Genomic DNA, 878 nt, shown 5'->3' with positions numbered 1-878 from the left:
AACGCGCCCCGGGCCAGGCGGTGCAGCAGCGCCGCCGTCACGTCGCGCCGCTGCGCCGCCTGCTCGGCGGTCGGGCGGCTCAGGTGCGGGGTGGAGTTCAGCAGGCCGAAGACGGCGTGCACGGCGGTGCGGGCCTGGAGCTCCGGCACGTCCGGGTGGACCTGCCGGACCACCGACACCCACAGTTCGACGTAGCGGCGCTGGAGCCGGCGCACCCGTTTGCGGTCGTCGTCGCGCAGCCGGTCGAGTTCGCGGTCGTGCAGGGTGATCAGGTCCCGGTCGTCGAGCGCGAAGTCGATGTGGCCGCCGATGAGCGCGTCCAGGGTGTCGGACGGGGCCAGGGAGGCCGCGGCGGACTCCGCCAGCCGCAGCCGTCCGCCGTCGTGCAGCCGTTCGCTGATGCCCACCAGCAACTCGGCCAGCATCGCGTCCTTGCCGGCGAAGTGCCGGTACAGGCCGGGTCCGCTGATGCCGACGGCCGCGCCTATCTCGTCCACCCCGACGCCGTGGAAGCCGCGCTCGGCGAACAGGCGGGCGGCCTCCCGCAGGATCTGCTCGCGGCGGGTCGGTGCGGTGGGCGCCGGGCCCCGGGCGGTCCCGGTCCTCGTGGTCATGCGGATGATTCTAGACAGTGCGGGTTAGTGAGCGTTAACCTGGCCGCGTACGTTAACGCCTATTAACCGCGAGATCGCGGCTCGACCGCGAGCGCGCGACCGGCACCGCGAGCGAGGGGGCTCACGTCCATGCAGCAGGCACCGCCGCTGACCGTCACCGCGGACCCGGCGTCGAACACCTGGCGCACCAACGAGGCCGCGCACCGCGAGCTGGCCGCCCAGCTCCGCGAGAAGCTGGCCCGGGCCCGGCTGGGCGGCGGCGAG

General features: G+C 74.0%; 1 protein-coding gene. It reads right to left on the bottom strand.

Translation table 11 applies throughout. The features are described 5' to 3' along the window. A partial coding sequence (locus ACYVE9_RS28725) for an SACE_7040 family transcriptional regulator (RefSeq protein WP_461030811.1) occupies window positions 1–614 on the bottom strand: 614 nt, incomplete at its 3' end. Window positions 615–878: the final 264 nt, after the last annotated feature.

It is taken from the genome of Streptomyces sparsus (genome assembly GCF_054776295.1).
The sequence above is the reverse complement of the archived record's forward strand: the minus strand, read 5'-3'. Positions and strand labels throughout refer to the sequence as shown.